Below are 12703 nucleotides of genomic sequence, written 5' to 3'. Positions count from 1 at the left end.
AGCCCTCAGAATTTTTCGATGGCCACCAGACTCATTCCGCAGTGATCTGCCCGCCCAACAGCTCGTCAATCATGCCCCGGCAGCTCAGTCCTTGATCCAGTACATGACTCATAGCTGTAGCCAGCGGGGTCGCCACTTGATAACGCTTGCCCAAGGCGACAACAGCATCGGTGGTGGGTACGCCTTCGGCTACGCCTTTGCTGACGCGAGTGGCTTCCTCAATGCTTTTGCCCTGGCCCAGGTTAAAGCCAAAAGTGTAGTTTCTGCTCAAGGGCGATCCGCAGGTGGCCACTAGATCGCCGACTCCGGCAAGGCCAGCGAAAGTCTTGGATTTGGCACCGCAAGCCTCCCCTAAGGCGGTGAGCTCAGCCAGACCCCTGGCCTGGATCATGGCGGCCGTGTTTTCTCCGAAACCAGCCCCCCGTGACATCCCCACGGCCAGCGCAGTGACATTCTTCAGCGATCCGCACATTTCCAAGCCGATCACATCGTCTGAGACAAAGGCCTTGAAATAGTCAGTCGTACAGGCACGGGCCACTCTCATGGCAGCATCAGCATCAGCGCTGGCAACCACAGTGGCGCTCGGCTCACGGGCGGCTACCTCCTTGCTCAGATTGGGGCCCGAGACGGCTGCAAACCTGACAGGATCCAGATTCAGCGTCTGGCAGACCACCTGATCCATTCGCCTGTCGGTGCCCCGTTCAATCCCCTTCATCAGGGAAACCGCAAGAGCATCATGACCAAGCAGATCCTTAAATTCTTTCAAGGCCTCGCAGGCGTGCTGGGCGGCTATGGCGACAACCACGATTCCAGCCCCCGAAACAGCCTTGGCCCGGTCGCCCTCAGCGATGATGGCATCGGGCAGCCTCTTCACTGTCGGAAGACGACGAGCATTCGAATGTTGACTGTTGATTTCCTCTACGACATCCGGGTTGATGTCCCACATGACCACCTGGTTGCCTGCATCGGCGAGTACCTGAGCAAAAGCGGTTCCCCATGCGCCTGCTCCCAATACCGCGATCTTCGTCATCATTCTCCTTTGCATAATGCCGTACGCACAGGAACGCCGACCAGCAATCTCATTCTTGTCCCTCCCATCCTATGACACGACCGCCAGACAGGGGAATTGGATGTGGGTTCCGGCCTTATTGCTCGCTTCTGGGCCTACGGGTCATAGTCACGTAATCGAAGTATCCAGCTGCAGGGGGCTCCTCGCCGCGAATCTCGGCCATGACCTCCTCCATCCTGTCACGCAGGCGGACGCAGAGGGCATGTACAGACTGCTTGGGGGGTTCCGTTCCCCACTGATCCATATCTTCAAGCAGGTCGGAATAGTCAAGGAGTCCGTCATAGCACATGACCACGTTCTTCCGAGGCCAGGGCCACTTGTGATTGATTGAAGCCGCCCCCCAGGTGATGCTGGGATAAAGAGGAACCATTCGGCCAAGCTGCCGCGAGGCCTCCAAGGCGATGAATCCGACCCCGGGCTTGAGCGACATGGGCCACTTCAGAGGGTCACGGGTCACGGTGCCCTCCGGCCAGATGGTCAGTGGCCTGCCCGATGTGATGATGCTGATCGACTCCTCCTCAATCGATCTGGCCTTGCCGGACTTACGCTCGACCGGCTGCATGCCCACCATGCGAAACCAGCTGCCGATCAAGGGCCAATGAGCCATCTCGGCCTTGGCCATATACCGGGGGCGACGACCCTGGTGGAAGAGGGCCATCATGGGAATGAAAACGTCGAACTGGGTCACATGGGTGGCAGCGGTGATAAAGGGGCCGGTCTGCGGCACCTGCTCCAGCCCCCAGGCATAGACCCGGCAGGAGTCACGCACCACCTTGGAGACCCCGCGCAATAGACGGGTAGTGCCCACAGGGTGCTGACCGTCTATCTCATCCAGAGCCGGCGTGCGGCGGCCAGTGGGATAGTAGCGGGTCGGATCCACCAACCTGTGCCGCCGGGCCAGCAGTGCCACCTGTTGGTCAGACAGGGCAGGCACTGCAGACCGAGGGGAGGGTTTGCCTTTGGAAGCCATCAGCGTCTGCCGGATCAGTCGATCTGCGCGTCCAAGGCCAGCAGCTTGTCGCGGAAGTCCTCGTAGCCGCGATCGATCAGGGAGATGCCATGGACGGTAGAGGGCCCGGATGCCGTCAGTGCAGCAATCAGGTGGCTGAAGCCGCCACGCAGGTCGGGCACGTCGATGTCCTGGCCAGTCAGCGGGGTGGGTCCGAAGATGACGGCCGAATGGTTGAAGTTGCGCTGCTGGAAGCGGCAGGGCAGGGATCCCAGGCACTCCTTGTACAGCTGGATGGTGGCGCCCATCTGAATCAGCGGTTCGGTGAAGCCGAAGCGATTTTCGTAGACGGTCTCGTGAACAATGGAAAGGCCCTTGGCCTGAGTGAGGGCCACCACTAGGGGCTGCTGCCAGTCGGTCATGAACCCGGGGTGTACGTCGGTCTCGATGGCCACGGGCCGCAGGTCGCCGCCTGGATGCCAGAATCGGATGCCGTCATCGCGTACATCGAACTGGCCGCCAATTTTGCGGAAGACATTCAGGTAGGTCATCATGTCGGGCTGGTGGGCACCTTTGACCATGATGTCGCCATGAGTGGCCAGGGCGGCTGAGGCCCAAGAGGCGGCCTCTATGCGGTCAGGCAGGGAGGTATGAGTGAAGCCCTTCAGAGAGGGCACCCCCTCGATGCGGATGGTCCGGTCCACGTCCACCGAGATCTGGGCGCCCATCTTCTGCAGGACCGCCACCAGGTCCATGATCTCGGGCTCAGTAGCCGCCCCTGACAGCTCGGTACGGCCTTCGGCCAGGACGGCCGCCAGCAGGGTCTGCTCCGTGGCGCCTACCGAGGGGTAGGGCAGGTGAATCTTGGCTCCGTGCAGACCGTCTGGTGCGGTGATGTGGATGCCGGCCTCATGCTCCTTGTCGACATTGGCCCCCAGCTTGCGCAGAGTCTCCAGATGGAAGTCGATAGGTCTGCTGCCGATACGGCAACCGCCCAGAACGGGGATGAACGCCTCGCCCATCCGATGCAGAAGCGGCCCAGAAAAAAGGATGGGAATGCGGGAAGAGCCCGACAAGGTGTCTACATCGGCCACATCAGCCAGCTCCACATGGCTGGCATCAATGGTGACCACGCCCTCCTGCGGACGCACATCAACCTTGACGCCATGCAGCCTCAGCAGGTCCGAGACCACCTGGACATCGCGGATCTCGGGCACGTTCTTGAGCACCGACACATCGGGAGCCAGCAGAGCAGCCACCATGGCCTTGCTGACGAAGTTCTTGGCTCCGCGGACCTGTATGGTGCCATGCAAGGGTCTGCCGCCCACCACATGCAGCACATCATTCTGTGTATTCATCTTGGGCATACATCGGCTTCTTTCTCGTATCCGCTCAGAGCCGGGCTTTGGCGCATCATCGGCCCCTATCTGCAAGTCTGCCACAGGGGGTGTGGGGACACCGTGAATTGTCGCCTCGGGCATAGATCCGCCCATACCAGCCAGACACTGATCAGCTGCCCGTCGAGAAAAGGGGGATGAGCATGGTCAAGCCCATGATCAGCAGGAAGATGATGAAGCAGGGACAGACCCAGGCGCCATAGACATTCGTATACGTGCGGTTGTTCCGCAGGAAGGCGGCAATCCGATGACGACCCAGGTAGGGGACCAGGATGCCTGCCAGGATGCCTGCCAGCATCATAAGCACTTTCATATAGAGGGACATGTCATCGCTCATAAAACTCAGGAGAAAATCCAGCCCGTCGATGACAACCAAGTTGTTGAACATGTGCAGAGCCATGGACCAGAATATGGAGTATTCGCAAGCCAGATAGCCCAAAACCAGACCCATGATGAAAGCAAAGAATCCCTGGCCAAGGTCACCGTGGAAGAAGCCGAACATGACCGCAGAGGTGACGATGGCGAAGACACGGCCATAGGGCTTCAATGCGTGCAGGATGGCCCCTCTGAAGACCATCTCCTCAATGACGGGGGCCAGCAGGCCGGAGTAGATGAACATAGGCATGGTACCTGAGGCCTGCTGAATCTGCTTGGCGGCGGTCCAGGCCTGATGCACTCCCATCCCCGCCGCAGTCCAGTCCATGCCTGACTGATACCAGCCGCCCAGGGTCTGCCCGGTAAGCGTCAGCGCAAAACACCCCAGCAGAACCTGCCAGGTCATGGGATGCAGATCGGTGTGGAAGATGCCCAGAGGGCCGGAGTCGCAGATCTGGCGACGTTGTGCGAATACCAGGAAGCAGAGTGCGGTGCAGGAGGCGACCAGGTTGATGATGCCTCCGTATTCGTCTTCGGCATGATCGATGATATACATGAACCCAGAGTGGGCACGCACCGGATCGAAGACGGCATTCCACTCCATCTGAGCAATGACACCGAACAGATAACCGACGCTGTTGCCGATGAGCAGGTATACTAGCAACAAGCCGGATTGACGGTTGAGCATCATCCTGGCTGCACTCATCCATACGTAATCCGCCACGCCAAGCCTGGGCTTCTGAGTTTGCCCGGTCACCGGCGCATCGGCCGTCGCTGTCTGCCCCATATCACTATGCCCTTCCATGCTTCTCTGCAGGTGTGGCCATCCGGTACCGGCCTCCAACTGGTCCAAGTCTACGCCACTACTGGCGGCACCAATATGACACGCTCTAAAGCAGGCCGGGGACGAACTTGACAACGGTCAGCAGCAGGCAGAGCAGCGAATAGAACAGGAACCAGGGCTGCCTCCAGGAAACGTAAGTTCCTTGAGGAGCTCGATAACGCCGCAAGTAGTCCAACAGGCCAATGCGATGTAGAAAGAACATAACCAATCCAGCCAGGACCAGCACCAGCGCCACTGTCAAAGCCGACAGGCGAACGGTACGCGGGGCGCTGATCAGATAGCGGTCGGGCAGGCCGCTGAAGAGCAGATCGCCGACCATACGGGCTCCTATTGCCCAGATCAGACCATACTCCAGAGAGCAGTACCCCAGTGCCAGCCCCAGCAGGAAGACCCAAACCCCGGAGACAGCGTCGCTCTGCAACAGGGCGCAGAGCAGGGACGCAGTCAGAATGGCGAAGACCCGCCCAAACCGGCGAAGCCCATTGAGGATGATGCCACGAAAGACCAGCTCCTCAGCCAGGGGAACCACAAGAAAGGCATATAGAACCATCATTGGCGAGGAGGCTCCGGTAGCCAGCAGGCTGCGCGAGGCCAAGGAGGGGATGTGCAGCAGTGGGCAGAAATAGTTGAAGAACTTATTCAGTTCATGAACCATTTCCTGGCCCAGCAGAAGCACTGCTCCAAGAGCAAGCAGAGCCGCAGGCGTCATTCTTCGACCGGTGCGCCAGCGGACGGCGTCCTGACCTCGCTGATCCACACCTCGAATAACGCTCCATTCTGAGATGCAGGCATAGGTCAGCCCTATCAGGACCGACATCAGGGCAACCCCGTCCGATAGGAGGAAGACGAATTCAGGAGACTTGATCCGCTCCATGAGGACTGGCTGGATCATCCCTGAACCGAGCATGAGCACCAGAACGGATATGGTTAGGTAGGCAAAGGCAAAGGCTGCCTGACCATTAACGGCGTGCAGCACCCTCGCACTGGCTGTGTAGGTGGTGGACTTGTCAGCCACTTGAGCGGGCACCTTTTCCTGACTGCCAGAAGCCGAGGATAAAGCCATCTGACTGTCGGTGCCGACGCTGACGCCTGCCCCATGCCGGGCAACAACCCGTGGGGCAAAACAGGCCCAACGCCGCCGATGATTGGTTTCGTCGACAATGGATCTTGCAAGAGCGCCATCCTGGCCCGAAGTCCCTAAGCCAGTGACAAGCGAATCCCAGTCGGCATCCGAACGAGGTACGATGACCGGCCGATCAGCAAACCCCATAGGAGCTGGATACGTTTGAACCGGCGCTGCGGACGATTCAGCCAAATCAGCGGTTGCAGATGCAGAAGACACGCGATCAGGCTTCGTAGGCCTCGAATTCTCATAAAGATAAGTCGAAGGCGCCCCATTAGCGACTACCGAATTGGACTTGACCGGCTTGGCAACAGAAGCGGCGGAAGCAGACGAATCCTTGGCGGCGGAAGCTGCTGGCTTGTCTGCGCGTCTGCTTGCGGACGGCTTACGACGTTTGCGCATACTCCAGGAGAAGACCTGAGCATTGTGCGTCTCCGGCTCGGCCCATGACCAGACAGCCTTGTCAACAGGCTGCTTCGGCTGTTCTAAAATATCCATGGTCTTTGAACCCTCCGACTCTTGGCGAACCGCCATATGCCGCAGGACCGGCCCTTGGCCGGACCCGTTCGGGTCGCGCCCATCGACCGACAGATCAATCGGAGTAAATGCAGGAACCTTCAACCGTCTGGTCGTAGTGACCGAGGTCGAAAAATCATCGGCTTCTGGGAGCGCCGAGGATTGCTGACCGGCCGGCATGGCTCCCTTGCGCCCGTCAGCAGTTTGCAGAAGCGTATTCTTTTGATGCGCGATACGCCTTGGATGGGCCACGCCGTCATCCATAGCCTCCCCCGGCAGGCTCAGCTGCGGCGGGTCAATAGGCTCCTCCCGATAGTTCCAGTAACGGGCGTAAACCTCGCCACCAGTGCGACTTGCGGTTCTGAGGGCAAGAGAGGGAGGTGACACCTTCCAGCGCTTCTGGTTGTATCGGACATCGGCAGGCTGGCTACCGCTGCTGCGATGCTCATCATCCATCATGCGTCGACGATCCTTCCCCCCTATGCACTACCGAACGGCCATAAAGGTCGCCCGGCAGCACGAATCGCTCCCCACGTTCACGTCATTGACGCTACAAACCAGATGCAGTCCAACATTGTCGCTCCCCAGCGGAATCCGGACAATAAGCCAGCACCATCGACCGCCTGGTCATCCCAGCCCCGGCACGAATTCGCTCAGGGCCATCAGCAGGCAGGCCAGGCAGAAGAGCAGGAACCACGGCGCTCTCCAAGAGGCATAAATACCCTTGGGAGCGCGATTGATGCGGCAGTAATCCCGGAGGGCCCACAGCTTGACCAGCAGGCCGACGACCCCGATCAACAGCACCAGCATCATGAGCAGACCCAATCCGATGCGGATCACCTCGGGTGCCAAGGGCATGTACTTGGCCAGCAGGCCAGAGGAGAAGGCATTGTTGAGCATGTGCACCAACAGGGACCAGACCAGCCCGTACTCCATGGCCAGATAACCCAGAACCAGGCCTGAAATGAAGCCGAACAGACCCTGGACCAGGGAGCCATGCATGAAGCCAAAAAGCAAAGAAGAAGTAATAATAGCGAAGACCCGGCCGAAACGACGCAGGCCGTTCATAATGACCCCACGAAAGACCAGCTCCTCGGCAAAGGGCCCCAGAAGAATGCCGTAGAAGAGCATGATAGGCGTGTCTAGGCTGCCGTCGCCGGACGCGGCCGGCGGATGCAGCCCAGTACCGGAGAGAACAGTCCTCAGCCCGGAGTCGGCTACCCCAGCCACCAGCTGACTGAGGAAGAAGCAAGCCAAGGCGATGATCAGTGCCAGCAGGCTGAATCGTCGAGCGGTCACCCATCGCACCTGGTCCTGGCCATGACGTTCGCGACCCACGATGACCGGCCATTGACTGATCAAAGCAAACAGCAGGGCCAGCACTACAGAAGCGACCACTGCCCAGTCCCCCAGATGACCGTTGAGCTCCGCCTTGGAAGCGTGCGGGAAGAGGGCGGGCAGAACCACCTTGGCTCCCAAAAGGCCCGCCAGAGTCTCAATGGCCACATAAATGAAGGCGAAGGCGCTCAGAACGTTCACCGCCCGTCTGACACCCCAGCCGTGCACATCACCTTTGCCGTGCCTCATAATAAACCGCCCCCTCTTCGCTGCCAGCAGGCCATGGTCGACCTGGCTGTCATAGTCCATGCTAAGCGAGGGAAGGGTAAAAGCCTGTCATATGAGGGCACCGGCCAGTCGGTCAGATGATGCCGCGATCAGCCAAGGGTCCAGGCCAGTCGATTTGCCCCTCCCTGGCCGGAGCAACCGGCTCCTCAGGCAGGTGCTGGGCCGGCAGGGTGCGTGGCTTGAAGGGGAAGCGCTCGGCCCTCATACGCTCATAGGCGCGGATGTCATCCTCGTGCTGCAGAGTCAGATCGATGTCATCGTAGCCGTTCATAAGCCGCCATCGCACATAGTCATCAACCTGGAAGGGCAGGGTCACATCAGCGCAGACGACCGTGCGAGCGCCCAGGTCCACGGTCATCTCGGTGCCGGGGTCCTCCTCCAGGAGCTTCCAGAGCAACTCCACTGATTCCTGGGGCATGATGGCAGCCAGAACACCATTCTTGGCGGTGTTTCCATAGAAGATATCAGCGAAGCGGGGGGCGATGACCACCCGGAAGCCGTAATCCCGCAGGGCCCAGACCGCGTGCTCACGCGAAGAGCCGATGCCGAAGTCGGGCCCGGCCACCAGGATGCGAGCACCTGAGTATTCGGGCCGATTGAGAACGAAATTCGGGTCCCTTCGCCAGGCATAGAAAAGCGCATCCTCGAAGCCGGTCTTTTTCACCCGCTTCAGGAATACGGCGGGGATGATCTGATCAGTATCGACGTTGGAGCGGCGCAAGGGCACCCCGACCCCGGTGACAACGGAAAGTGGCTCCATGATGACCTCCTGCCTGCTGGATGGCGATGACGAATGATTGATGGGCTCACAGATCGGCCGGTGAGCAGATGGTCCCCCTGATGGCCGTCGCTGCGGCCACCTCTGGCGAGGCCAGATGCGTCCTGCCGCCCTTGCCCTGACGACCCTGGAAGTTGCGGTTGGATGTGGAAAGGGAACGCTCCCCCGGCACCAGCTGGTCGGGGTTCATCCCCAGGCACATGGAGCAGCCGGCGTTACGCCACTCGGCTCCAAAATCCTCGAAGATGCGGTCCAACCCTTCCTTTTCGGCCTGAATGCGGACCCGCGAAGAAGCCGGAACCACCAGGACGCGATGCAGATTCTTGGCCTTGTGATGCCCCTTCATGATGGCCGCAGCCGCGCGAAGATCCTCAATGCGCCCGTTGGTGCAGGAGCCGATGAACACGGTGTCCACGGCGATGTCCCGGATGGGCATCCCCGGTTGCAGACCCATGTAGTCGATGGCTTCCTGGGCTGCCTGGCGTTTGGCCGGATCGGCGATCTTTCCAGGCACAGGCACATCGGCGGCAATGGGCAGGCCCTGTCCGGGGTTGGTGCCCCAGGTCACGTAGGGGGTCAGCTGGTCGGCATCCAGAATGACTTCCTTGTCGAAGACTGCATCCGGATCGGTGGGCAGGGTCCTCCAGTAGTCCAAGGCCTGCTCCCACATGGCTCCCTTGGGGGCGTGCGGCCGGCCCTCCAAGTAGGCAAAGGTGGTCTCGTCCGGCGCGATCATCCCGGCCCGCGCCCCGGCCTCGATGGACATATTGCAGATGGTCATGCGCGCATCCATGGACATGCGCCGAATGGCATCGCCCCGGTACTCCAGAACATGTCCTTGTCCGCCGCCAGTGCCGATCTTGGCGATGACGGCCAGGATGACGTCCTTGGCGCCCACGCCCGGCTTAAGCTCTCCTCGGACGGTGATGGCCATGGTCTTGAACGGCTTCAGGCTCAGGGTCTGCGTGGCTAGAACATGCTCCACCTCAGAAGTTCCGATGCCGAAAGCCAAGGCTCCAAAAGCCCCGTGGGTCGAGGTATGCGAATCACCGCAGACGATGGTCATGCCAGGCTGGGTCAGCCCCAGAACGGGTGCAAAAGCATGGACGATGCCCTGGTCCGCGTCCCCCAATGGATGCAGACGAACACCAAACTCACGGCAGTTGCGTTCAAGGGTGGAGATCTGCAGGGCCGAGACCTTGTCGGCAATGGGCCGATCGATGTCGATCGTGGGCGTGTTGTGGTCCTCAGTGGCGATGACCTGGTCCAAGTGACGGATCTTTCGACCTGCCAGACGCAAACCTTCGAAGGCCTGTGGACTGGTCACCTCGTGCATGAGCTGCAGATCGATGTAGATCAGATCGGGCTCGCCTCCCTGGCCCTTTCTGACCAAATGATCGGTCCAGACCTTTTCCGCCATTGTGCGTCCCATATCGCCTCCTGAAAGTCTACGACCGGCCAGGGCGCCAACCTTATCGGCACCCCGCCGGCCTCTTACCACCGAGTATGGAGCTGCCCAACCGTTATGAACTTTTGCATTTCACATACTGAGATGGCATAATTCAACCATGAACACGCTTTCTTTGAATGACGACGACGCATACCCCTCAACAAACGATCAGACCGTGCATCAGGAGGAGATTCATTCGGGCGTCGGCGTTCTGGACAAGACGGTGCGCATTCTGGACACCTTGGAAACCGGACCCATGACCCTGGGCCAGCTGGTCAACGCCACCGGATTGGCGCGCCCCACGGCTCACCGACTGGCCATCGCCTTGGAGCGTCACCGCTTCGTTCTGCGGGACGTGCATGGCCGCTTCGTCCTGGGCTCCCGCTTCGCCGAGTTAGCCGCCGCCGCGGGCGAGGATCGACTGCTGACTGCCTCAGGACCCATTCTGCATACACTGCTCAACCGTTCGGGCGAATCAGCCCAGATTTTCCGCCGCCAAGGCGATGTCCGGGTCTGCATCGCCGCAGTGGAACGAGCCTCGGGCCTGCGTGACTCCATCCCCGTAGGCGCCCTGCTGTCCATGGATGCCGGGTCGGCAGCGCAGATTCTGCTGGCCTGGGAGGAGCCTGAGCGCCTCCATCAGGGTCTGCGACACGCCAAGTTCAACGCAGCGACTCTGGCCACGGTCCGCAAGCGCGGCTGGGCCGAGTCCATCAACGAGCGCGAAGAGGGCGTCTGTTCCATCTCGGCTCCCATCCGCAATGGATCCGGGCAGGTCATGGCTGCCATATCCATCTCCGGACCGGTCAACCGCATGTCCACGACGCCAGGAAGGCGCTACGCCCCCCTGGTCATGGCCGCAGGCAAATACCTGACTGAAGCTCTGCTGCGAGCCTCATCCCCCGCCCGTCGTAGAGCCTGAGCGGATTCTCAGCCCTTACCGCGTCGAGTGGAGCCCCAAGAGGCGATCAGCCCCGCCAGGGCCGTCAAACCGCCCGCCAAGAACCCAGGCCGACGCAAGAGGTTGACTGCATCCCCGGTGGATGTAGGCACGTGGCTCATGGCGAAAGTGTAAACCTTGTGGGAACCGGGTCGCCCCACCAATTGGCCGAATTCCAAGAGCTGGGTGCGAGGGTGATGGGGATGGCGGATGTCGAACTCGAAGAGCCGGGCCGCCCGCTTACTGGGTACCGGCCCGTACGAGCCGAATCCGCATGTGGGCGTAGCGCCCAGGGTCAGATCTCCACTGCGCCCTACGAAGCCATTGCGATGGTCATGCCCGGCGAAGAGAGCGAAGTAGCCGCGTTTTCGGGTCAGCAGATCATACTCGCCACTGTCTTCATCCGGGCAGGAGACGCCTTCGCCCAAGTAGGAGCCTGGACAGGTGCGCGATTCGTCCAGGATGTAGCAACGGGAATCGAAACTTCGGTAGCCTTGGACAGCATAGGCTGTGGTGGCTGGCACCGGCTTGAGCAGATCATAGAACTGGGGAATGGGCATGTGCTGGAAAACTATGGATCGGTTGCCCAAAAGATCAGGAGCAGCCGCCAAAAAGTCCAAGGCCTGAGCCGAAGGCGAGCCGTAGCCGCCTGCACGGGCATAGTCGCCAGAGTCCAGCAGGACCAGCCCCATCACCACACCGCGACCGTCGCAATCCGCCACAGGCAGGGCGAAGGTGCCAGGAGCACAGACGAAGGCCGTCTGAGAGGGCAGGGCCGAGCCGATCAGCGCATGGACCCGATCAGGATGAGCGACCGTAGCCTCGGGGTTCAGACAACCGGGCACTTCCCGATATATAGCATCCATCTGATCGGTGTCCAGACCGCATTGAAAATCGTGGTTGCCATAGGTGACGACGAAGGGAATCCCACGCTCAACCAGTGGGCCGGTAATCAGGCCAACGGTTCTGCGGACCAAATCCTCGGTGTGCTTGATGTTCTGCCGACGTACACGCTCGGCGTCCCTGCTGGCACCCTGATGCTCCGATTCCCTGCGGTCCACAGCTGCCGGGCCATCCTGGAGCCTGGAGGAGCGCTTCAGCGAGGCTCCTCCGAGCCCCAGGGCGCCGCCCATGCTCAGACCAGCAGAGTAGATGCCGTCCAACGGGGTGCTCCAACGCCTTTTACGAAAGGTTCGCTCATAGGCGGTGTCATAACCGGCCACCTGGTTGCCCGAGAAGACCACCAGATCAGGCTTTGCCGCATCACAAGCCGCGCCTATCAGCCTGATTGTGTCCGTGGAGACCTTGGGGCCCTCCTGAACGTCGGCCAATTGCAGAAGTCTGAATTTGCCCGAGTAGTGAAACTGAAGCCGCCCCAGACGGGCCGAAACGGACAGCGGTCGATCCGGTTCTCCCTCGCCGCCTTGTGGGGAGACCTGATCCGCGTGGTAATGCTGACTCATACATCTACCCTACTTCACCCGGCTTCGCTCCTCGGCCGATCTGTGCAGCCTCCTTACGAATAGAACCCATCTAGAGGCTTCGCTGCATCGTGACAGCAGCCTAATGTTAACTTGGCCACATTGGCCACGGTAACAGCCGGAACAGGGCCGACAATCTCCGCGGATGGTATTGA

General features: G+C 60.4%; 10 protein-coding genes. 1 reads left to right on the top strand and 9 read right to left on the bottom strand.

What is annotated here, in order from left to right; genetic code table 11:
* Nucleotides 1-31 precede the first annotated feature (31 nt).
* The 8 genes from DKK75_RS01265 to leuC form a co-directional block, all read right to left on the bottom strand.
* On the bottom strand, nucleotides 32-1030 hold the full coding sequence (locus DKK75_RS01265; protein ID WP_110451650.1) for an NAD(P)H-dependent glycerol-3-phosphate dehydrogenase: 999 nt from the start codon (nucleotides 1028-1030) through the stop codon (nucleotides 32-34).
* Between the two features lie 115 nt (nucleotides 1031-1145).
* On the bottom strand, nucleotides 1146-2039 hold the full coding sequence (locus DKK75_RS01260; protein ID WP_110451649.1) for a lysophospholipid acyltransferase family protein: 894 nt from the start codon (nucleotides 2037-2039) through the stop codon (nucleotides 1146-1148).
* Between the two features lie 14 nt (nucleotides 2040-2053).
* Nucleotides 2054-3376, bottom strand: coding sequence for a UDP-N-acetylglucosamine 1-carboxyvinyltransferase (murA, locus tag DKK75_RS01255; RefSeq protein WP_110451781.1), 1323 nt, complete (start codon nucleotides 3374-3376; stop codon nucleotides 2054-2056).
* A gap of 151 nt (nucleotides 3377-3527) precedes the next feature.
* Nucleotides 3528-4577: a CPBP family intramembrane glutamic endopeptidase gene (locus tag DKK75_RS01250; protein WP_181414387.1), complete on the bottom strand. Its 1050-nt coding sequence runs from the start codon at nucleotides 4575-4577 to the stop codon at nucleotides 3528-3530.
* 103 nt (nucleotides 4578-4680) lie between these two features.
* Nucleotides 4681-6732, bottom strand: coding sequence for a CPBP family intramembrane glutamic endopeptidase (locus DKK75_RS01245; protein WP_110451647.1), 2052 nt, complete (start codon nucleotides 6730-6732; stop codon nucleotides 4681-4683).
* A gap of 168 nt (nucleotides 6733-6900) precedes the next feature.
* Nucleotides 6901-7860, bottom strand: coding sequence for a CPBP family intramembrane glutamic endopeptidase (locus DKK75_RS01240; RefSeq protein ID WP_181414386.1), 960 nt, complete (start codon nucleotides 7858-7860; stop codon nucleotides 6901-6903).
* 112 nt (nucleotides 7861-7972) lie between these two features.
* Entirely contained in the window at nucleotides 7973-8659 is a 687-nt protein-coding gene (gene leuD / locus DKK75_RS01235; protein WP_110451645.1) for a 3-isopropylmalate dehydratase small subunit, read from the bottom strand.
* A gap of 46 nt (nucleotides 8660-8705) precedes the next feature.
* A complete protein-coding gene (gene leuC / locus DKK75_RS01230) occupies nucleotides 8706-10109 on the bottom strand; it encodes a 3-isopropylmalate dehydratase large subunit (protein WP_110451644.1) in 1404 nt (467 codons plus the stop codon).
* 136 nt (nucleotides 10110-10245) lie between these two features.
* On the opposite strand from leuC, the gene DKK75_RS01225 reads away from it, so the two are divergent.
* Nucleotides 10246-11049 (top strand): IclR family transcriptional regulator, encoded by an 804-nt coding sequence (locus DKK75_RS01225; protein ID WP_110451643.1) that lies wholly within the window; start codon nucleotides 10246-10248, stop codon nucleotides 11047-11049.
* An 8-nt stretch (nucleotides 11050-11057) separates the two neighbouring features.
* Here the strand turns inward: DKK75_RS01225 and DKK75_RS01220 are convergent, their stop codons facing one another.
* A complete protein-coding gene (locus DKK75_RS01220) occupies nucleotides 11058-12530 on the bottom strand; it encodes a serine/threonine protein phosphatase (protein ID WP_110451642.1) in 1473 nt (490 codons plus the stop codon).
* Nucleotides 12531-12703: the final 173 nt, after the last annotated feature.

It is taken from the genome of Bifidobacterium asteroides, from assembly GCF_003202695.1.
Lineage (GTDB): Bacteria > Actinomycetota > Actinomycetes > Actinomycetales > Bifidobacteriaceae > Bombiscardovia > Bombiscardovia asteroides_G.
The sequence above is the reverse complement of the archived record's forward strand: the minus strand, read 5'-3'. Positions and strand labels throughout refer to the sequence as shown.